The sequence below is a fragment of the Thermostichus sp. MS-CIW-40 genome (genome assembly GCF_054058315.1).
In genome coordinates this window covers 22,907-40,437 of sequence record NZ_JBSSAC010000025.1, presented here as the reverse complement: position 1 = coordinate 40,437, position 17,531 = coordinate 22,907, and the positions used below count along the sequence as shown (strand labels likewise).

Here is a 17,531-nt window from a genome sequence, read left to right as displayed (position 1 = left end):
CAACTCTTTGCCGCAAATCCAAAGAATGAGTCGGCATTCCTTTCTCTCCTTCCTCTTGAATACCTGTACCCTATTTTAAATTAAAAGGCTGTATCGATAGTCACTTCAGGTTAGGGTGAGACCCGTGGGCCACTGAGAACAGCTCTCTGGCCCCCTGCGTTCAACGTTTTAGGTGTTGGGTGCATTGTCCCAGTTTGAATCGAAATAACCCTACTTTCAGGGCCGGGGGATTAGAGGAAGCGATCTGACCCTGGAGGATTAAGCCGGAAAGAGAGAGACCATCCAGTTCAGACAGCCAAGGCTGCCGCCAATGCCGAGGCGCAAAGGCTCTACTGATCGCATCTGAAGGGTTTAATCGGCTTCAGACAGCTAGGGCAATGAGGACAAGAGGATAAAGTGGAAGAGTTCCCTCTATATCGGATCGCTGCCACTCTATGACCGTAACCATCGAAGTGCCCAAGCGAGGCTTACCTGTCACCATCATCACGGGCTTTTTGGGCAGTGGGAAAACCACCCTTCTCAACCACATCCTCAACAACCAAAAAGGGATGCGCACAGCGGTGCTGGTCAACGAATTCGGCGAGATCAGCATTGATGCGCAATTGATTGTCTCCAGCGAAGAAGATTTGGTCGAGCTGAACAACGGCTGCATCTGCTGCACCATCCGGGACGACATCGCCGAGAGCGTGTTGCGGTTGATGGAACGCTCCGACAAAATCGACTACTTGGTGGTGGAGACCACGGGATTGGCGGATCCTTTGCCGGTTGCCCTCACCTTTTTAGGGCCAGAATTGCGAGACCTGACGCGGCTAGACTCGATTGTCACGCTGGTAGACGCCACCAATTTTGCCCCCGATCTGTTTAACAGCGACGTGGCCTATAGCCAAATTGCCTATGGGGATGTGATTCTCCTTAACAAAACTGACTTGGTTGAGGAAGCCGAGATCGAGCGTCTGGAAAAACGCATCCGCGAGATCAAAGAAGATGCCCGCATTTTGCGCACCGTCAACAGCGCAGTTCCCCTGGAGCTAATCTTGGATACCGATTTGTTTCAGGCCAGTTCCTTGCCCCAAGAAGAAGCCCATGATCACGACAGTCACGACCACCATGACCATGAGCACGATCATGACCACCACCACTCCCATCACAGCCACATTGAGGCTGACGGCTTTAACTCCCTAGCCTTTGAGAGCGATCAGCCCTTCTCTTTGGATGCTTTCCAAAACTTTCTCAACGAGTTGCCCGATGCAGTCTTTCGCGCCAAGGGGGTGTTGTGGTTCGAGGAAAGCCCAGAACGACACATCTTTCACCTCAGTGGGCGGCGCTATACCCTCAGCAGCGATGAATGGCCGGGTCAGCCCAAGAACCAGTTGGTGCTCATCGGTCAACATCTCGATACAGCCCAGTTGCGGGAAAAGCTCCAGGCCTGTCTTGTCCGTCCGGATACACAGGGTCGAGGGTTGGGTCGCTGAACCATGGATTGACAGCGGTCCAGGCTAAAGAAAGTTGGGCTATATTCCAGCAGCCTTGGCCCTAAAGCCCAGAGGTGAGGGCTTACCTTCCATGTCCGACATCTTTGTGATGATCCGCAATCAGGCCAACAACGCGCTCACCTCCATCGATGGAATCCCTTTTCTCAGTTTCCTGGAGCGAGAGGGGCAGTTGATTGCGGAAGAAACCATTGAGTTGATCTATGCGGACGCTGGATTTGATGACCTGCCAATTGGAGAATACACTGTGGGGGTACGGCATGAACGGGTGGAACCCCCGAAAGCCACCTGCCCGGTAAGCATTACCTCTGAGGACGAGGTTGTTTTGGTAACATTTGTTTACCTTGAGCCCGAGCGGGTTCTGCTGACTATTCACGTCTCTGTGGAGAAGAGGTTGTAGCCATGACTGTCAAGGTCATCCCATCGCGCTCGATCAAAGCCTTTCGCTATCGGGTGTTTTGTTTGGGACAGGATCTCTGGAATGCCCGGGATCCGATTAGCCGTGCCAACCTTGCTCTGCAACTGGCGGATGCCGCTACGACTTTGGCCCGAATGGAAGTCCAAGCCGCTCAGCCCTTCAGCTCAAGCCCTTCCTATTCCCTGCCGGAAGCTGGCCATAGGTAGCCATCGATCCAGCCGGGAATCGAGGCCAGACGCAAGGGATCCCGCCTACTCCCACTCGATGGTGCCAGGGGGCTTGGAGGTGATGTCGTAAACCACGCGGTTGATGCCGGGCACCTCATTGACAATGCGGTTGGAAATGGTGGCCAAGAGGTCGTAGGGAACCCGCGCCCAATCGGCGGTCATACCGTCTTCGCTGGTAACCAGTCGCACCACCACCGGGCAGGCATAGGTGCGCTTGTCCCCCATCACCCCCACCGACCGCACTTCCGGCAGCAGCACGGCAAAGGCTTGCCAAAGTTTGGGATAGTAGCCGGAGCGGTTGATCTCCTGCCGCACGATCATGTCCGCTTCTCGCAGGGTTTCCAGCCGTTCTTTGGTAACCTCGCCTACAATGCGGATGGCCAGCCCCGGCCCGGGAAAAGGATGGCGGCCAACAATTTCTTCCGGCAGCCCCAAAGAGCGGGCCAGTTGCCGCACCTCGTCTTTGAAGAGCTTGCGCAAAGGCTCTACCAGCTTAAAGCGCAGATTTTCGGGCAGGCCGCCGACATTGTGATGGCTTTTGATCTTGACGGCAATGCGTTCTCCAGTAACCGGATCCACATGGGTATTGGCAGACTCGATCACGTCTGGGTAAAGAGTGCCTTGGGCTAAGTACTCAAAAGGACCCAGCCGCTGGGATTCTTCCTCAAACACGCGAATAAACTCTGCCCCAATTCGTTTGCGTTTTTCTTCGGGATCGGTAACCCCCTGCAACTGCCGGAGAAACCGCTCCTGGCCATCCACGTAGTGGACGGGAATGTGAAATTGCTCTTGGAAAAGGCGCAGCAGCCGCTGGGGCTCTTCCTTGCGCATAAACCCTTGGTCGATGAACACGCAGGTGAGCTGGTCGCCGATGGCCTTGTGCAGCAGAAAAGCCAAAGTAGAGCTGTCTACCCCCCCCGAGAGGGCCAACAGCACCTTCTTATTGCCCACACGGGCACGTACCTCTCGAATGGCTTCCTCCAGAAAAGCTGCCGTTGTCCAGGTGGGCTCGCAACCGCAGATGTGATAGACAAAGTTGCGGATGAGAAAGGCGCCAGCCTCTGAGTGGGCCACCTCCGGATGAAATTGCACCCCGTAGAGACGACGCCTTGGATCGGCAATGGCGGCACAGGGGGTGTTGTCGGTAGAGGCCAAGGTGTGAAAGCCCGGCGGCAGTTCGGTAACCGAATCCCCGTGGCTCATCCACATGATGCTGTTTTCCGGCAGGTTGGTGAGCAGGTCGGTGGGATCCAAAATGTGCAGAGCGGCACGGCCATATTCCCCCTTCTGGGCTGCTTCCACCTTGCCCCCCAACTGCTGCACCATGAGTTGCATGCCGTAGCACACCCCCAGAACCGGGATCCCTAGGTTCCAAATCTCGGGGTCACACACCGGAGCGGCTGGCTCATACACCGAGTTGGGGCCCCCGGAGAGGATAATGCCCTGCGGCTGCAGTTGCCGCAGTTGCTCAGCAGTGGTGCGATAGGAAAGGATTTCCGAATAGACGTGGGTTTCGCGAATGCGGCGGGCAATGAGCTCAGAGTACTGGGATCCAAAATCGAGAATGACGATCATCTGGCGCTGCACTTCGAGGGGGGAAAGGCCGGAACTGGGAGGAGATGCAGAAGGGATCACAAAACCTGGCACAGTGCACAATAAAAAAGCCGGTCCAAGAGACTAGCTTGGCTATGGATACGATGGATACGAAAGAAACATTAAGGGCTCTTCCATGGTAACAGGGGTGGAGAGCTTGCACGCGGCTGCCTGCTCTAAAAAGCCTCTGTCAGGCTTGCCGAGAAAACAGCGCTTCTCGGAGGAGTCTCGCCGAAAAACCGCCTGATGAGCCCCTGAAAAAGCTGGCCACCGGCTGGGCATGACTCCCGCCAACAACGCAATACAGAAGCCAGATGACCTAGCAAAGTTAAGACTTATGATCGTGAAGGAGCACTCCAGGCCGGTGGGGGTATTGGTAGGGATCCGCAGTGCCATTTTTTTATGTCGATTGTTGCCGAGTCCTTTCAAACCTATCTGCGCCGCCGCCGTCGTCTTCTAGCCCGCCGTCTCAAGCGACAGCAGGGCTGGGTCGTGGTTTTGGCTCTGCTGGCTTTGTACTTGCTCAGTTGGGATGCGCTGGGCGAAGATGGGTCACTATCGCACCTGTGGAGGGGACAACCCCTGTGGCTGGTGTTGATCCCGCTGTTGGGGGGAGGGCTGTACAGCTTGGGCGCCGGGGTGATCTGGATGCTGCGCCAGCGCTGGTCTGCCCAGCTGTTGGCCGAGATGATCAGCTTGCCCCATTTGACTTTGGCTGCCCTGATCTGGCTGGGGTTAGCCGTTTGGGGAGAGCACCTTTCGCCTTTCCTGTTGCGACAAAAAAACCAATTGTTGGCGGGCCTGTTGATCAGTTGGCTGTTGGCCCAGGGGTGGAGTTTTTTCCAGACAGGTTGGGTAGTAGAGGCTGGGCAACTGTGGGCCGACTATCTGCAGGAGCTGCGCGGTTCTGTATTACAGCCCTGCTACCAGCGCCTGGAAACCTGTCGTCGCTCGCTTCATCTTTACCACGCCATTTGGCAAGACCTGCAACTGGAAGAACTGGAGGCCCAGCACCTGATTCAACTGTTGTCTGAGTCGTTGCTGCCGCTGACCCTGCCGCTCAAGGTCTATGCTCAGCGGGTTCACCATTGCTGTCAGCAGTTGGCAGCCCTGCTGGCGCAAATGCAGGAGCGGGTAGAGCGGTTGGAGCAGGTGCTTTTGAATGTAGAGCTGGAGTTGGCCTCTCATCAGTTGCTTCAGGCTCAGCCGCAGCCGATTAACTTGCTGGCGGAAGATTGGGCCAGCTGTCAGGAGCTGGATTTGCAGGAGTTGGTTTGCTTAAACCAAGAGCTGCTGGGCACCGACCGTTCTTTGCAGGGCTTGACCCAAGAGCTGAAAGGCTGGGCCGACAGAGCCATCCCCGCTGGATTGAAACTGGGATCCCTGGGATGAAGAAGGCTGACGCTCCTTCCTCTGAGCCTCCAGAGCTCAAGGCCCTGTGGGAAAGCTGGCTGGCGGAGCTGGGTTGGCAGCCTTCTGAACAGCAGCAGCAACAACTGCAACAGCTCTATCCGCTGGTGATGGCCGGAAACCGAACCCAGAACCTGACCCGCATCACCGATCCCATCGACTTTTGGGAGAAACACCTGTGGGATTCTCTGCGGGGCCTGCGCCTGCTGGGATCCTGGGAGGCAATCCAAGCTCAGCCCTGGCGGGGGATCGACATCGGCACCGGGGCAGGGTTTCCAGGGATCCCGGCCCAAATTGCCCTGCCCCAAGCCCGCTTTACCCTGCTGGACAGCACCCAACGCAAGATTGCCTTTGTGCAGGACACCTTGCAAAGGCTCTCCCTCACCCAAGCGCGGGCGGTGGCTCAACGGGCCGAAATTTGGGGGCAAGACCCGCAGGAACGGGGCAGCTATGATATTGCTCTGGCCAGGGCCCTGGCCTCGGCGGAGACCTGCGCCGAGTATTGCCTGCCACTGCTCAAAGTAGGGGGGCGTGCCATTCTCTATCGTGGCCATTGGACGGAGGCAGAAGCCCAAACGCTGGAGCGGGCCCTCAAGATCCTGGGCGGAAAACTGATCCATGTAGAAGCCTTCACCACACCCCGCAGCCGTGGGGTGCGCCACTGCCTATTGCTGGAGAAAGTGGCCCCCACGCCGCCTCCTTATCCCCGCTCTCCCGGCACTCCCAAACGCCAACCGTTGGGCCAAAGCAATCGCCCATGAAGGTTAGGATCCTGAGTTTCCATCTTGCTACAAAAGCTTCTCCCAATTCTCGGACAAAAAGCTGGAAGGATGGCTTTGCAAATGCCATTGGGAAGACTAAGATGTGGTTGGCATGAGGTTCGGATTGAGCGAATGGTTTAACCAGGTGAGCCTCCGAACTGAACGCTAAAGGGTAAGGTTCGGAGTTTGTTACACCATGACCATTTTTGTGGGTAATTTGTCCTTCAAGGCCAGCGAAGAAGATCTGCGGCTTGTGTTTGCCGAATACGGCACTGTTAAGCAAATTAAGCTGCCAGTGGATCGGGAGACTGGCCGTAAACGGGGCTTTGCCTTTGTGGAGCTGGAAAACGAAGCTGATGAGCAAAAAGCCATCGACGAGCTGGATGGCGCTACTTGGATGGGCCGGGATTTGAGGGTCAACAAGGCGTTGCCTCGGCAGGCCGGTGCAGGCGGCAGTCGGGATGGCCGCTCTTCCCGCTTTTGAGTTGACTACCTACCGCTTTCTACCCTCTCTCAGATGAGGTTCGAACCAGGGATCCCGACCTGCGATCCCTGGTTTCTAGCGCGTTCCTGAGAACACTCTGCCCAGAAAGGCCAGGCTAAACCAGGCGGAGGCCACCAGGACGATGGCCGGGCCGGAGGCCACATTGAGGTAGTAGCTGGCGTACATCCCCAACAGGCTGGCGCTCACCCCGAACAGGGATCCCAGCAGCATCACCTGGTGCAGTTGAGGCACTAGCAGATAGGCGGTTGCTGCCGGCGTGATCAGCATGGCCAACACCAAGAGCACGCCCACTGCCTTCATGCTGGCCACCAACGTCAGGGAAGTGAGCACCATCAGCCCCCACCCCAGCCGCTCGGTGGGCAGGCCGGCTGCTTTGGCCCCCAAGGGATCGAAGCTGTAAAAGGTCAATTCCTTGAAGAAGAGGGCCACTAACCCCAACACCAAAAGGGTGATGCCCACCACTGTCAGCACATCGACAGCATTCACCCCCAGGAGGTTGCCGAAGAGGAAGTGGTTGAGATCGATGCGAGCCCGCCGTTGGATCAAAGTGATCAACAGGATCCCCAAGGCAAAAAAGGCCGAAAAGACGATCCCCATGGCTGCATCCGGCTTGAGGGGGCTGGCGGAGCGGATCCATTGAATTAAGAGGGCGCTGAGGAGACCGGCCACAAAGGCTCCCACAAACAGGTTGAGGCCCAGCATGTAGGCAATGGCCAGGCCCGGCAGCAGCGAATGGCTGATGGCATCCCCCAGGAGGGCCAAGCTTTGCACCAGCAGATAGCTGCCCACCACGGCACAGAGAATGCCGACGGCCACCGCCACCAGCAGAGCCCGTTGCATGAAGGCAAAACTCAAGGGATCCGCCAGGCTGTGCCAGAGCCATTCCATAACGTTGTTGACCTCAAACTCTGATACATTCACGCTGAACTCTCCTGAACATGGTTCAGGAAAGAAGCGATCGCATCCTGCCTATCTCTGAGCAGGAAGGCGGTATCCCGCAAAGCCCTGAGGAATACCCCCCGAGCGCTTTCCCCCTTCACTTCCCGGCAACCGTTGCGGTGGACTCAAGGATCAGGGGGAAACTTGGTCTACTATATCCCTCTCAATGACTTTTGCCAAACCGCCTAAAGCTCAGTAAATTCAGCAAAGTTCAGGGTTTTGGGGGTTAGAGGCATGCTCCCTAGGCAGCTGAGTCCAGCAGCAGGGCTCGGCCATAGGCCCGCTGCAACACCGCTGGCTGCAACACCTCCCGCGGGGATCCCTGGGCAATTAAGACACGGTTGAGGAGGAGCACTTCGTCGAAGTAGGCCCGGGCCTGCCCCAAATCGTGGTGCACCACCATCACGATGTGGCCGGCATCTGCCAGCTCCCGCAACACCTGGAACAAAATAGCTTCGCTGGGCTGGTCGATCCCGGCAAAAGGTTCGTCAAGGGCGTAGATCTCCGCTTCTTGCGCCAAGGCCCGCGCCAGGAACACCCGCTGCTGTTGTCCCCCCGACAGCTTTCCAATGGGGCGATCCCGGTAGGCCCCCATCCCCACCCGCTCCAGGGCTTGAGCAGCCCGCTGCTGCCCCTTTTTCCCGATGCGGCGAAACCAGCCAGCAGCTCTCACCTGCCCCATCAACACCACATCCCACACCGTGGCGGGAAACGTCCAGTCGATGGCCGAGCGCTGGGGTACATAGGCCACTTGGTCTCCCCGCAGCGCTTGTCCGCCGTAGCGCACTTCCCCCCGTTCCAGCGGCACCAACCCCAACAGCCCCTTGAGAAAGGTGCTTTTGCCGGCCCCGTTGGGCCCGAGGATGCCCGTGATGCGCCCCGGCGCGATTTCAGCTTGGATCCCTTGCAGCACCCGCAGGCTGCCGTAACGCACCGTCAGATCCCGCACCACCAGGGATCCCCTGGCCGGACCAAGAGGGAGAGGAGGAAGTTGATTTTTCATTTTGTTTTCATTTTCGAGTAAGTCCAGTGTACCCTAAAGGGGTACCTAAATCATGAAACAATAATGAAAAGTCCTGTCTTCCTTTGGGGGCGGCGCCGTTGGGTAGCGGCCTTCGGCTTGGCGATCAGCAGTTTTCTGGCCCTAGCCGGTTCGGGTTGGGCGCGTCCCCGCGTTGTGGCTACCACTACGTTGATCGCCGATTGGGTGGAGCAGGTGGGCCAAGATCGCATCCAGCTCACCAGCCTGCTGCAGCCGGGGATGGATCCCCACATCTACGAGCCGGCACCGGCGGATGGGATGGCCCTAGAGCGGGCAGACTTGGTGTTTTACAACGGCTACAACCTGGAGCCGGGGTTGATGCGTCTCATCGAAGCCACGGCCCAAGGAGCGCGGCGGGTTGCCTTGGCCGAGATCCTCGATCCCATCGTCACCAATGAGGAGGATGGGATCCCCACTCCCGACCCCCACGTGTGGGGCAATGTGGAAAACGTCATCCGCATGGTGGAGCGCATCGCCCAAGAGCTGGCGGAACAGGTGCCTGGCGAGGCGACCTTCTTCCAAACCAATGCTGCTGCCTATCGAGCAGAGCTGGAGGAGCTTCATGCCTGGATTGGGGAGCAAATTCAGACCATCCCCCCTCCCAACCGGGTTTTGGTGACCACTCACGATGCCTTTGCCTACTACACCCAAGCCTACGGCCTGAAAATGGGGGGATCCCTTCTGGGGATCAGCACCGAAGAACAGCCCAGCGCCCAGACTGTGGCCCGGTTGGTGGCCGAGATCCGCGCTCTACAGGTGCCGGCTGTCTTTGCCGAGACCACCCTCAACCCGGCCCTGATCCAAACAGTGGCCACCGAAGCCGGGGTCAAGGTAGCCGAACAGAAACTGTACTCGGACTCTTTGGGGGAGCCAGGCAGCGGCACCGAAACTTACGTTGCCATGATGCGCCACAACACCTGCACGATTGTGGTAGCCCTGGGCGGATCCCCTGAATGCTCTTGAGAAGCTGAGTCGAGGCAGGAGGTCTGAGTTTTGTATGATAGGGGCTCAGACCCTTGTTCTCTCACCTCTTCCATGCCTGCTGCCATCCGTCGCCCGACCCGCACCCTCTACTGTGGCGAAGTCCGCCCGGCCCACATTGGCCAGACCGTCACCCTCTACGGCTGGATCGACCGCCGCCGCGACCACGGGGGGGTGATCTTTCTGGATTTGCGGGATCGCTCTGGCATTGTGCAACTGGTGGCGGATCCGCAGAAAACTCCGCAGTCATATCCACTGGCGGGGGAAGTGCGCAACGAATATGTGGTGCGGGTAACGGGAACTGTCCAGCAACGGCCCCCCGACTCCTTCAACCCTCGCCTGGCCACCGGCGAGGTCGAGATCTACGCCGAACAGTTGGAAGTGCTCAGTCCAGTCGGCAAGCAGCTCCCCTTCAGCGTCTCGGGAGAAGAAGCAGAGGAAGTGCGAGAAGAGATCCGCCTGCGCTATCGCTACCTGGATTTGCGGCGGGAGCGCATGTCCCGTAACCTGCAACTGCGCCACCGGGTCATCCAGGCCATCCGCCGTTTCCTAGAAGACGAGGAGGGCTTTGTCGAGGTGGAGACTCCCATTCTCACCCGCTCCACCCCAGAAGGGGCCAGAGACTACCTGGTGCCCAGCCGCGTCAACCCCGGCGAGTGGTTTGCCCTGCCGCAGTCGCCCCAGCTCTTTAAGCAGCTGCTGATGGTGGCTGGCGTGGATCGCTACTACCAGATCGCCCGCTGCTTTCGGGATGAGGATCTGCGGGCAGATCGGCAGCCGGAGTTCACCCAGTTGGACATGGAGATGAGCTTCATGGATCAAGAAGGGATCCTGGAGCTCAACGAGCGACTGATCTGCCATATCTTCAAAACTGTCAAAGGGATCCACCTGCCCCGTCCCTTCCCGCGCCTGACCTATGCCGAGGCCATGGCCCGCTACGGCTCCGACAAGCCTGACACCCGCTTTGGGATGGAGTTGGTGGATGTTTCGGAGGTGTTTCAGGGATCCCGATTCAAAGTCTTCGCCAAAGTGCTGGCTGAGGGCGGTTTGATCAAAATCCTGCCAGTGCCCGGCGGCGATGAAAAGATCTCCAACACCCGCATCAAACCAGGCGGGGATCTGTTCAAGCTGGTCACCCAGTATGGGGCGGGCGGCTTGGCCTTTATCCGGGTGCGGCCCGACAGCCTCGATACCATCGGCGCCCTGAAAGAGAGCTTGAGCCCCGAGCAGGAGAAGCGGTTGCTGGATCTCACCCAGGCCAAGCCAGGGGATCTGTTGCTGTTTGGGGCAGGGCCGGCGGCAGTGGTGAACGAGTCTTTGGGCCGGCTGCGGCTGCACCTGGGCCAGGAGCTGGGTTTGATCCCAGAGAACGCCTTGAATCTCCTCTGGATCACCGACTTTCCCATGTTTGAGTTCAACGCCGAAGAAAATCGCCTGGAAGCCCTGCACCACCCCTTTACCGCCCCCCACCCCGACGACTTGGCCGACCTGAAAACGGCGCGGGCCCAGGCTTATGACCTGGTGTGGAACGGCGTGGAAGTAGGAGGGGGATCCCTGCGGATTTACCAGCGGGAAATTCAGGAGCAGGTTTTTCAAGCGATTGGCCTCACCCCCGAACAGGCGCGGGACAAGTTTGGCTTTTTGTTGGAAGCCTTTGAGTATGGCACCCCGCCCCACGGCGGCATTGCCTACGGCCTGGATCGGCTGGTGATGTTGCTGGCCGGGGAAGATTCCATCCGGGATGTCATCGCCTTTCCCAAAACCCAGCAGGCGCGATGTTTGCTCACCGGCGCTCCTTCCAGCGTTGAGGCGAAGCAGCTCAAGGAACTGCACGTTGCTTCCACCTATCAGCCCGGTTGAGGGAGGTATCTTCCAACGACCACGGGTGCTCGATGATTTCGGCACGGGTAACAGGGCTGCGGAGATCCAGCAGACAATATTCCTTTTCAACCAAAAGGACTTTCATTGTGGAAGCCGGGCCTTTTTAACGGGAGTTCAGGAGTGCCTGGGATCCCTTCTCCCAGCCCCAGCTCCCACCTGTGGGAGGATAGAAAGGAATACACCCCTACTTTTTTTGCCATGCTACAGCTGACGGGAAAGAAAGCCTTGGTAACCGGCATTGCCAACGAGCGCTCCATTGCCTGGGGCATTGCTCAGCAACTGCACAAAGCGGGGGCCAGCCTAGGGGTTACCTATCTGCCGGACGAGCGGGATCGCTTCAAAACCAAAGTTCAGCAACTCACGGATCCCTTGCAGCCAGATTTTCTCCTCCCCTGCGACGTGCAAAGCGATCAGCAGATCAGCGATCTGTTTCAGGGGGTAACCGAAAAATGGGGTCAGGTCGATATTCTGGTTCACTGCCTGGCCTATGTCAAAAAAGAGGAGCTGAGCGGCAACTTCAGCGATATCTCGCGGGAGGGGTTTGCCCTGGCCATGGATGTGAGCACCTACTCCCTGATTGCCCTCTGCCGGGCTGCCAAGCCCCTACTGAGATCCGGCAGCAGTGTCCTCACCTTGACCTACTTGGGAGGAGTGCGAGTGGTGCCCAACTACAACATGGCTGCCGTCACCAAAGCGGGCCTGGAAACCTGTGTCCGCTACCTGGCTGCCGAGCTGGGCCCTGCCGGGATCCGGGTGAACGCCATTTCTGCCGGCCCAATCCGCACCTTGGCCTCATCGGCCATTTCCGATTTTCATGCCATGCTGCATGCTGTGGAGGAGAAAGCTCCCCTACGGCGCAATGTCACTCAAATAGAGGTGGGCAATGTGGCGGCTTTTCTGGCCAGCGACCTGGCCAGCGGCATTACCGGCCAGGTGATCTACGTGGATAGTGGGTATAGCATCCTGGGTTTTTAAGCGCTTTGGGATCCCTTGGGGATGGCTCCGGCATGAATCGCTTCTCACCCTTGCAGCGGTTGCTGCTCACCTGGATCTTGATCGTCATCAGCGGCTGGCTGGCCATACAGGTGGGTCGGCTGTTTGGGCATTTGCTCACCACCATCCTGACAGCGGCGGTGCTGGCCTTTTTGCTCAACTACCCGGTGCAGGTGCTGCGGCGCTATCGGGTCAGTCGAGGTTTGGCGGTCACCCTGGTCTTTGCTCTCTCGGTGGTGCTGCTGGTCTTGGTGGGGATCGCCGTGGTGCCGGTCTTGGCCAAGCAAGTGGTGCAGCTGGGGGCGCGGATCCCAGAGTGGGTGGACACCTTACAAAATTGGCTCGACCAGATTAGCCTTTGGGCCGCCGAGCGCAACATCAACCTCGGCCAGACGGAGCTGGTCAATACCCTTCTCAACCGCCTGCAGGCCAGCGCCGAAAAAATCGCCGGGCAATCACTGGACATTCTCTTGGGTACCTTTAACCAGGTGATCGACTTGGTGCTGGTGCTGGTGTTGGCCCTCTACATGCTGCTCTACGGGGGCCAGTTCTGGCAGGGGTTGCTCAGCCTCTTCCCCAAACCTTGGGGGCCGCGCATTGGCGAAGCCCTAGCCCTCAGCTTTCAGAACTTCCTCATCAGCCAGTTGGTGTTGGGGTTCATCATGGCCCTGATGCTGGTGCCGGTTTTTGGGTTTTTGCGGGTACCTTTTGGGCTCCTGTTTGGCCTGCTGATCGGCCTGCTGGAGGTCATCCCCCTGGTGGGGGGGGTGATTGGCATTGGGGCGGCGGCGGTGTTGCTGGCCTTTCAGGACATTTGGCTCAGCCTTAAAGTGGTGCTGGTTTCCCTGATCGTGCAGCAGGTGAAGGATCGGGTCATCGCCCCCCGCCTGATGGGAGAGCTGATCGGGCTAAATCCAGTGTGGATCTTGATTGCCCTGTTGGTGGGGGCGCAACTGGGGGGCATCCTGGGCGTGATCGTCGCCATTCCCCTCAGCAGTGTGGTGAAAAGCCTTTACGAGATCGCCCGCTCTGCCGACCTGGCCGCCGAAGATGGGTTGGGTTCCGGTGTAAAAGGATCCCCGCAAGGGCTCCGTCCGAGTAGCGCCAACGGCGAACCCCGCCGGGATCCTACCCTGCCCAAGCCGGAGACCCAGCAGATCTAGCTGCTCCAAAAGGGAAGAGGCTCTGCCCATGCGATTCAGGCGATTGCGTTAACCGGCAGGCAAACAGAGGCTCAATCCTGGTAAGCCCAGTTGCTGGGCTATCGATGGCCACCCTTGTCCTCAGGGAGAGGGGCTGGGGGTGAGGGCCTCATCCTAGCGAATCTTGCCCTCGATAAAAGGCACCTCCAGCACTTTTTCGTGGTGGATAGGGCCGTGGCCGAAGTAGCCTCCCTCCCCAAACAGTTCGCCGTGATCGGCTGTAACCGTGATGTAGGTGTTTTTGGGAACCAGGTCGAACAGCTGTTCAAAGATCCCATCCAGGTAGCGCACCGCCTGGATCTGTCGCTGCCGTAGCTCTTCCAACTGGGCCGAATCGAAAAAGGGGATCCCTGCTTCTCCTCCCTCATCCAGGCGCTTCAACACCCCATTCACCCCCGAGATGCGGGGCCACAAGCTGGGATCCTCATCGGGCAGCGCGTAGGGATAGTGAGTTTCGCCCACGTTTAACAGGTAAAAGCTGGGGCGATCCGGCTCGAAGCGCAACTGTTCCACCATGGCCGCCATATCGTTGTGCTGGGGCATGAGGCGGTAGGAATCGAAATCCCGATTCAGCAGCGTGCTGGGGTTGAGCACCGGCATGGAGACCATGGCGTGGGTGGTGTAGCCCAGTTGATGCTTCAGCAGCGTCGGCAAATAGAGATGAGGCAGCAGATGCTTGAACTCAATGGGTTGCCGGGTGCCGAGCCGCTCGTTGTAGCGCAGATAATCTTGCTTGTAGTGCTCGGACGCAAAAACGTGGATGGGGCTGGTGTGGGGCAGCAGGCCCATGAGCAGGTTGTAATGGGCAGGGGCCGTCCAGGAAGCGTAGCTCCAGCGCTTTTCCAGAGGGCCCAACTTCAGCAAGTGCTTGGGGTTGGCCGCCAGCAGGCTGTCGAAGCGGCAACTGTCTAGGACGATGAGCAGATAGTTGTTCTGTCCCCGCGGTTCAGGGCGGGGGTCGGGCTCAGACGCAGGAGCGGCAGACGATTTCCACCAGTTTAGGAATCCCATCCTTCCTCCTCCTCGTCGGCGTAGGGCCGCTGGACAATCCGCCAGTTGGGAGCTGCTGCCGCATCGTCGTCCTCAGGAGCGGGATCGCGAATGCGTTCCGGCGGGATATTGGAATAGGAATAGCGGCCTGCTTGGGGATCCGGCTCGTACTCCGGCAGATCTTGGGGCAAATAGTGGTCGGGGGGAATCAGCTGGGCTTCCAAAAAGCGAACTCGGTCGCTCAACTGAGTTAACTTACGGATTGCCTGTCGCTGGAACACCCGGTCGTGCAATCGCCAGGAGCCTACATACAAAAATCCCAGCCCCATCCCTGCCCCATAAGAGGCCAATAGCACCAACGATAGAGGAAGCGGGGATCCCGATTGCCCACCCACCACAACCCTTGCCGGGGATCCCCAGTTTTGGATGAGGAGAACGAGCAGGCTCAAGATCCACAAGCCCAGGAGTATGAAGCGAAGGTTTCTGATCGCGTTAGCGGGACGAAATTCTTGCATGGCCTCAACCCTACCCTTTATTAGGCTACCATTCTTCCCTTTCTCCACTGGCCTGGCAGCAAAGACGCTGGAAGCTCAAGCGGAGTTGTTCTCAACAGCCATTAGCCCTCTCCCTAAGGCGCGCTTCAGGGAGACCCCGGGGCGGAAAAAGTCGTTTCTAGCCGCCTGTATCTCTCCTCCAGGAGAAGGACTTGGACTGTTGAAGCTCGCTGCAGGAGCAGGTTTGCGGGTATGGGCGGTACAAGATTCGAACTTGTGACCCCTTCCGTGTGAAGGAAGTGCGCTACCACTGTGCTAACCGCCCGCAGATACCACTCTAGCAGCTATCGACTAGAGCAGGATCTCTATACTACCACGTCAGCGATTGAGCCAGAGGATTCGGATCGGCATGGGAGATGGCTAGAGATAGCCGGGATCCGGCCTGAGGGCTACAGTAAGGGTCAGGGAGCTGTGGGGTGCTATGGCCTACTCACCGACCGAAGAGGCAATTGCTCTGCTCATTGATTTGGCAGAACGAGGCGAGATCGATCCCTGGGATGTGCAGGTCATCGAGGTTATCGATCGCTTTCTGGCCCGTATGGCTCCCACCAGCAGCAGCCATGACCTGTCTGAGTCGGGACAAGCCCTGCTCCACGCTGCCATGTTGGTCTATCTTAAGGCGATGGCTTTGGCAGAACCAGAAGCAGAAGAAAGTGAGCCCAGCCCGGTGGAGGTAGAAGTGGATCCCTGGCCAAGCTGGTCTTTGGCGCACTTGGATCGCGTGTTGCAACCCAGGGCAGCACCCCGTCTTCAACGTACCCGGCCCATCACCCTCAAAGAACTCATCGCCCACCTGCAAGAGCTGGAAACCCTGCTGGAACACCAGCCCGAAGCTGCCCCAAAGCCGATGGCCCAACGGATTTCTCGCCAGCAAGCGCTGTCGGCCATCACTCAGCTAGCCCACCCGGAAAACCTTTTGGAAACCACCGCCGAGCTAGAATCTCTGCTGGCTCAGCTTTGGCAGCAGGGTCTGACCCAGATCAGCTTTGTCGATCTCCAGCAACACTTTTGCCAAAAAAGCTATCAAAACGGCAGCAGCGGGACCATTCACCCCATTCAAGTCTTCTGGTCATTGCTGCTAATGGCTGCCCGCTCTCAGGTGGAGCTGTGCCAAGAAGAGTTCTACGGCCCACTGACCATCCGACCCTGCACAACTGAGGGCCTGGCAAAGTAGATCCCGCCCTTGGGATCCCCTTCATCTGCCAAGGTGAACTCTAGAGAACTTTTCTGGCCGTGGCCGGGCCATCCACCTCTAGGCTTCTGAGCTGGCGTGTAAACTACCCGACCCTGACTGCTTCGCAGTACAGAGCGGGCTTAAGGCCTCCGGCCCGCTGGCGCGAACGGTAGCCCTGCAGTTGGCAAGCCAACCACGAACCTCTAGGCTGGTTTACAGCAGCCCCCAAAAGCGCAATCACATTCGCACCATTCAAATCCGCATCCCCTTCCCATCCACAGTGTCCACACTTGAACGACTTGCCACTGCGGTAGGATTGCGCAGGATCGGGATGGATATGCAAACACTTGTGGCAGGTCTGCGACGTGTATGCAGGCGGAACAAGAATCAGAGCAACCCCCGCACGCAGAGCCTTGTACTCCAAAAATTGACGTAGTTGGTAGAACGCCCAACTGTTGGTCCTACGCCGCTCGGCTTTGCTGCGTGGCTGTTGATTGACCCTTTCCCGGATCCCTGTCAGGTCTTCCAGAGCAATAGCGCTGTTGGTAGCTTTTGCCCTAGAGACAATAGCTTTGGAGATGCGATGATTGACCCACGTTTGAAAGCGTCTCTCCTTGCCAGACAGCCGTTGCAACAGTTCTCTGCATCTGCGCCGCGAACTGCGTGTGCCCTTACTGGCTTTGCGTTGGAGTACCGCCCTCAGCTTGGAGTAGTGGTCGCGGACTCGGTTCAACTGCTGTCCATTCCAATTGTCCCCCTCTGACGTATGGGCGATATCCGTCCTGCCCAAGTCCACCCCGATCACCTTGTCGGTATCTTGTTGCTTGGGCGGGTTTTTCTCTACGCAAATCTGGATGTAGTAGGAGCCGTCCTTCCGCTGGACTAGGGTGGCCGATTTGGGGTTAGAACCAGCCAGCATCCCACGCTGGTAGTTGCCAATGGCTAGTTCAAAGCGCTCTCGCCCTTCCACCGTGGTCAGCGACACCGTCCAGTCTTTCTCGCGAAATGAGAAGATACGTGCATCGTAGGTAACGAACCTACGCTTGAACTCTTTAACCGGACGGTTGCGCTGTCTCGCCACTTTGCGAGCGCCCGCCACCCGTCTGCACACCTGTTGAGCCAAGTTACTGGACAAGCCGAACCGGGCTCGAATCTCGTAGTAGCAAAGGGATTGCAACTTGACCGCGTTGACGATCTTCTCCGGCGTGTTCTGGTTGACCCAGTTCAATGCCTGCACAAAGACATCCATCGTCGCGTCCAATTTGGCGGCTTGCGACTGGGACACCTTGAGCTTGCAGGGGACGGTCAGGACTTGAGTCATGGTTCTATCATAACTTCCGCATTCCTCCCGACACTGACCCTACAGGTACA

The 17,531-nt window shown here is 58.2% G+C and carries 17 protein-coding genes and 1 tRNA gene; 11 read left to right on the top strand and 7 right to left on the bottom strand.

Annotated elements, in window-relative coordinates:
- Positions 1 to 434: 434 nt before the first annotated feature.
- The 3 genes from ACVWXF_RS09090 (at position 435) to ACVWXF_RS09080 (ending at position 2,114) form a co-directional block, all read left to right on the top strand.
- Positions 435 to 1,472 (top strand): CobW family GTP-binding protein, encoded by a 1,038-nt coding sequence (locus tag ACVWXF_RS09090; RefSeq protein ID WP_457474224.1) that lies wholly within the window; start codon positions 435 to 437, stop codon positions 1,470 to 1,472.
- A 91-nt stretch (positions 1,473 to 1,563) separates the two neighbouring features.
- Positions 1,564 to 1,890, top strand: a complete 327-nt coding sequence (locus ACVWXF_RS09085) for a hypothetical protein (protein ID WP_414329244.1) — start codon at positions 1,564 to 1,566, stop codon at positions 1,888 to 1,890.
- 2 nt (positions 1,891 to 1,892) lie between these two features.
- Positions 1,893 to 2,114, top strand: coding sequence for a hypothetical protein (locus tag ACVWXF_RS09080; protein ID WP_011432797.1), 222 nt, complete (start codon positions 1,893 to 1,895; stop codon positions 2,112 to 2,114).
- Positions 2,115 to 2,159: 45 nt separating this feature from the next.
- Here the strand turns inward: ACVWXF_RS09080 and guaA are convergent, their stop codons facing one another.
- Positions 2,160 to 3,710, bottom strand: a complete 1,551-nt coding sequence (guaA, locus tag ACVWXF_RS09075; RefSeq protein WP_414331898.1) for a glutamine-hydrolyzing GMP synthase — start codon at positions 3,708 to 3,710, stop codon at positions 2,160 to 2,162.
- A 420-nt stretch (positions 3,711 to 4,130) separates the two neighbouring features.
- Between guaA and ACVWXF_RS09070 the strand changes: the two genes are divergently transcribed.
- The 3 genes from ACVWXF_RS09070 to ACVWXF_RS09060 all read left to right on the top strand — a co-directional run bounded on the left by ACVWXF_RS09070 (position 4,131) and on the right by ACVWXF_RS09060 (position 6,383).
- Positions 4,131 to 5,120, top strand: coding sequence for a hypothetical protein (locus ACVWXF_RS09070; protein WP_457474223.1), 990 nt, complete (start codon positions 4,131 to 4,133; stop codon positions 5,118 to 5,120).
- Positions 5,117 to 5,899, top strand: coding sequence for a 16S rRNA (guanine(527)-N(7))-methyltransferase RsmG (gene rsmG, locus ACVWXF_RS09065; protein ID WP_457474222.1), 783 nt, complete (start codon positions 5,117 to 5,119; stop codon positions 5,897 to 5,899). Before ACVWXF_RS09070 ends, rsmG begins: the two co-directional genes overlap by 4 nt.
- A gap of 196 nt (positions 5,900 to 6,095) precedes the next feature.
- Positions 6,096 to 6,383, top strand: a complete 288-nt coding sequence (locus ACVWXF_RS09060; protein WP_414329140.1) for an RNA recognition motif domain-containing protein — start codon at positions 6,096 to 6,098, stop codon at positions 6,381 to 6,383.
- 75 nt (positions 6,384 to 6,458) lie between these two features.
- Here the strand turns inward: ACVWXF_RS09060 and ACVWXF_RS09055 are convergent, their stop codons facing one another.
- Together ACVWXF_RS09055 and ACVWXF_RS09050 are read right to left on the bottom strand one after the other, a co-directional pair.
- Positions 6,459 to 7,292 carry a metal ABC transporter permease gene (locus ACVWXF_RS09055; protein ID WP_457474226.1) on the bottom strand — a complete coding sequence of 278 codons (834 nt, stop codon included), beginning with the start codon at positions 7,290 to 7,292 and terminating at the stop codon, positions 6,459 to 6,461.
- A 292-nt stretch (positions 7,293 to 7,584) separates the two neighbouring features.
- Positions 7,585 to 8,346, bottom strand: a complete 762-nt coding sequence (locus ACVWXF_RS09050; RefSeq protein WP_457474221.1) for a metal ABC transporter ATP-binding protein — start codon at positions 8,344 to 8,346, stop codon at positions 7,585 to 7,587.
- A 63-nt stretch (positions 8,347 to 8,409) separates the two neighbouring features.
- Between ACVWXF_RS09050 and ACVWXF_RS09045 the strand changes: the two genes are divergently transcribed.
- The 4 genes from ACVWXF_RS09045 (at position 8,410) to ACVWXF_RS09030 (ending at position 13,403) form a co-directional block, all read left to right on the top strand.
- Positions 8,410 to 9,348: a metal ABC transporter solute-binding protein, Zn/Mn family gene (locus tag ACVWXF_RS09045; protein ID WP_457474220.1), complete on the top strand. Its 939-nt coding sequence runs from the start codon at positions 8,410 to 8,412 to the stop codon at positions 9,346 to 9,348.
- Positions 9,349 to 9,420: 72 nt separating this feature from the next.
- A complete protein-coding gene (gene aspS, locus ACVWXF_RS09040; protein WP_457474219.1) occupies positions 9,421 to 11,226 on the top strand; it encodes an aspartate--tRNA ligase in 1,806 nt (601 codons plus the stop codon).
- Between the two features lie 219 nt (positions 11,227 to 11,445).
- The gene (fabI, locus tag ACVWXF_RS09035) at positions 11,446 to 12,222 is read left to right on the top strand and encodes an enoyl-ACP reductase FabI (protein WP_011432788.1); all 777 of its coding nucleotides are present in this window, start codon (positions 11,446 to 11,448) and stop codon (positions 12,220 to 12,222) included.
- A gap of 32 nt (positions 12,223 to 12,254) precedes the next feature.
- Positions 12,255 to 13,403: an AI-2E family transporter gene (locus ACVWXF_RS09030; protein ID WP_457474218.1), complete on the top strand. Its 1,149-nt coding sequence runs from the start codon at positions 12,255 to 12,257 to the stop codon at positions 13,401 to 13,403.
- Positions 13,404 to 13,556: 153 nt separating this feature from the next.
- Here the strand turns inward: ACVWXF_RS09030 and ACVWXF_RS09025 are convergent, their stop codons facing one another.
- The 3 genes from ACVWXF_RS09025 to ACVWXF_RS09015 form a co-directional block, all read right to left on the bottom strand.
- Positions 13,557 to 14,453, bottom strand: a complete 897-nt coding sequence (locus ACVWXF_RS09025) for a sulfatase-like hydrolase/transferase (protein ID WP_457474217.1) — start codon at positions 14,451 to 14,453, stop codon at positions 13,557 to 13,559.
- Positions 14,441 to 14,881 (bottom strand): hypothetical protein, encoded by a 441-nt coding sequence (locus tag ACVWXF_RS09020; protein ID WP_238376922.1) that lies wholly within the window; start codon positions 14,879 to 14,881, stop codon positions 14,441 to 14,443. The genes ACVWXF_RS09025 and ACVWXF_RS09020 overlap by 13 nt, the downstream gene beginning before the upstream one ends.
- A gap of 298 nt (positions 14,882 to 15,179) precedes the next feature.
- A tRNA-Val gene (locus ACVWXF_RS09015) sits at positions 15,180 to 15,251 on the bottom strand.
- A 156-nt stretch (positions 15,252 to 15,407) separates the two neighbouring features.
- Here ACVWXF_RS09015 and ACVWXF_RS09010 point away from each other — a divergent pair.
- Positions 15,408 to 16,160, top strand: coding sequence for a segregation/condensation protein A (locus ACVWXF_RS09010; RefSeq protein WP_457474216.1), 753 nt, complete (start codon positions 15,408 to 15,410; stop codon positions 16,158 to 16,160).
- A gap of 103 nt (positions 16,161 to 16,263) precedes the next feature.
- On the opposite strand, the gene ACVWXF_RS09005 is transcribed toward ACVWXF_RS09010, so the two are convergent.
- Positions 16,264 to 17,481 (bottom strand): RNA-guided endonuclease InsQ/TnpB family protein, encoded by a 1,218-nt coding sequence (locus tag ACVWXF_RS09005; protein WP_457474215.1) that lies wholly within the window; start codon positions 17,479 to 17,481, stop codon positions 16,264 to 16,266.
- Positions 17,482 to 17,531: the final 50 nt, after the last annotated feature.

Excerpts from the sequence above, each read along its gene's own strand:
- ACVWXF_RS09030 (WP_457474218.1), top strand. The coding sequence starts at position 12,255 with ATGAATCGCTTCTCACCCTTGCAGCGGTTGCTGCTCACCTGGATCTTG.
- ACVWXF_RS09045 (WP_457474220.1), top strand. The coding sequence starts at position 8,410 with ATGAAAAGTCCTGTCTTCCTTTGGGGGCGGCGCCGTTGGGTAGCGGCC.
- fabI (WP_011432788.1), top strand. The coding sequence starts at position 11,446 with ATGCTACAGCTGACGGGAAAGAAAGCCTTGGTAACCGGCATTGCCAAC.
- aspS (WP_457474219.1), top strand. The coding sequence starts at position 9,421 with ATGCCTGCTGCCATCCGTCGCCCGACCCGCACCCTCTACTGTGGCGAA.
- ACVWXF_RS09070 (WP_457474223.1), top strand. The coding sequence starts at position 4,131 with ATGTCGATTGTTGCCGAGTCCTTTCAAACCTATCTGCGCCGCCGCCGT.
- ACVWXF_RS09055 (WP_457474226.1), bottom strand. The coding sequence starts at position 7,292 with ATGGAATGGCTCTGGCACAGCCTGGCGGATCCCTTGAGTTTTGCCTTC.
- ACVWXF_RS09060 (WP_414329140.1), top strand. The coding sequence starts at position 6,096 with ATGACCATTTTTGTGGGTAATTTGTCCTTCAAGGCCAGCGAAGAAGAT.
- ACVWXF_RS09005 (WP_457474215.1), bottom strand. The coding sequence starts at position 17,481 with ATGACTCAAGTCCTGACCGTCCCCTGCAAGCTCAAGGTGTCCCAGTCG.
- ACVWXF_RS09050 (WP_457474221.1), bottom strand. The coding sequence starts at position 8,346 with ATGAAAAATCAACTTCCTCCTCTCCCTCTTGGTCCGGCCAGGGGATCC.
- ACVWXF_RS09080 (WP_011432797.1), top strand. The coding sequence starts at position 1,893 with ATGACTGTCAAGGTCATCCCATCGCGCTCGATCAAAGCCTTTCGCTAT.
- ACVWXF_RS09025 (WP_457474217.1), bottom strand. The coding sequence starts at position 14,453 with ATGGGATTCCTAAACTGGTGGAAATCGTCTGCCGCTCCTGCGTCTGAG.
- rsmG (WP_457474222.1), top strand. The coding sequence starts at position 5,117 with ATGAAGAAGGCTGACGCTCCTTCCTCTGAGCCTCCAGAGCTCAAGGCC.
- ACVWXF_RS09090 (WP_457474224.1), top strand. The coding sequence starts at position 435 with ATGACCGTAACCATCGAAGTGCCCAAGCGAGGCTTACCTGTCACCATC.
- ACVWXF_RS09010 (WP_457474216.1), top strand. The coding sequence starts at position 15,408 with ATGGCCTACTCACCGACCGAAGAGGCAATTGCTCTGCTCATTGATTTG.
- guaA (WP_414331898.1), bottom strand. The coding sequence starts at position 3,710 with ATGATCGTCATTCTCGATTTTGGATCCCAGTACTCTGAGCTCATTGCC.
- ACVWXF_RS09085 (WP_414329244.1), top strand. The coding sequence starts at position 1,564 with ATGTCCGACATCTTTGTGATGATCCGCAATCAGGCCAACAACGCGCTC.